This window comes from Acinetobacter sp. TUM15064, assembly GCF_008980265.1.
GTDB lineage: Bacteria > Pseudomonadota > Gammaproteobacteria > Pseudomonadales > Moraxellaceae > Acinetobacter.
The window spans coordinates 1-438 of sequence record NZ_BKFU01000227.1 but is presented as its reverse complement, the minus strand read 5'-3'; the positions used below and the strand labels follow the sequence as shown (position 1 = coordinate 438).

Sequence of the window (438 nt, the reverse complement as noted above, 5' to 3'; positions counted from 1 at the left end):
AATCAACAAAATAATGTAACGTTATACTATTACATTTAATTCCTTTTGTCTTTTTATGGCTGATTATTTATGCGACACAAATTAGGATTGTTGTCTTCGTTAGGTCTATCATTTATATCGACACTCACTTGGGGAGAGGAAACGTCAACGGTACTTGAGACCATACGTGTTCAGGCTGAAAGTACCCAAGAAGGTGTGAGTCAAAATAGCTCGGCAACTAAATTTACTCACGATGTTTTAGATGTCCCTTTTAACCGTGCTTATCTTTCTAAACAAATAATGCAAAAGCAAGACTTGCAACGGATTGATGATGCATTAAGCTTAGTGAGCGGGGTTTTTCATCAAAACAGTTTCGGTGGTGGCTTTTGGGATAATTACTCTTTCCGCGGTTTTAGTACCGATCCCAATTTAGGTGCCACAATGATCCGTAACGGCTTG

At 38.6% G+C, this 438-nt stretch carries 1 protein-coding gene; it reads left to right on the top strand.

The features are described from left to right. Nucleotides 1–69: 69 nt before the first annotated feature. A partial coding sequence (locus tag GBI16_RS18545; protein ID WP_151707645.1) for a TonB-dependent receptor plug domain-containing protein occupies nt 70–438 on the top strand: 369 nt, incomplete at its 3' end.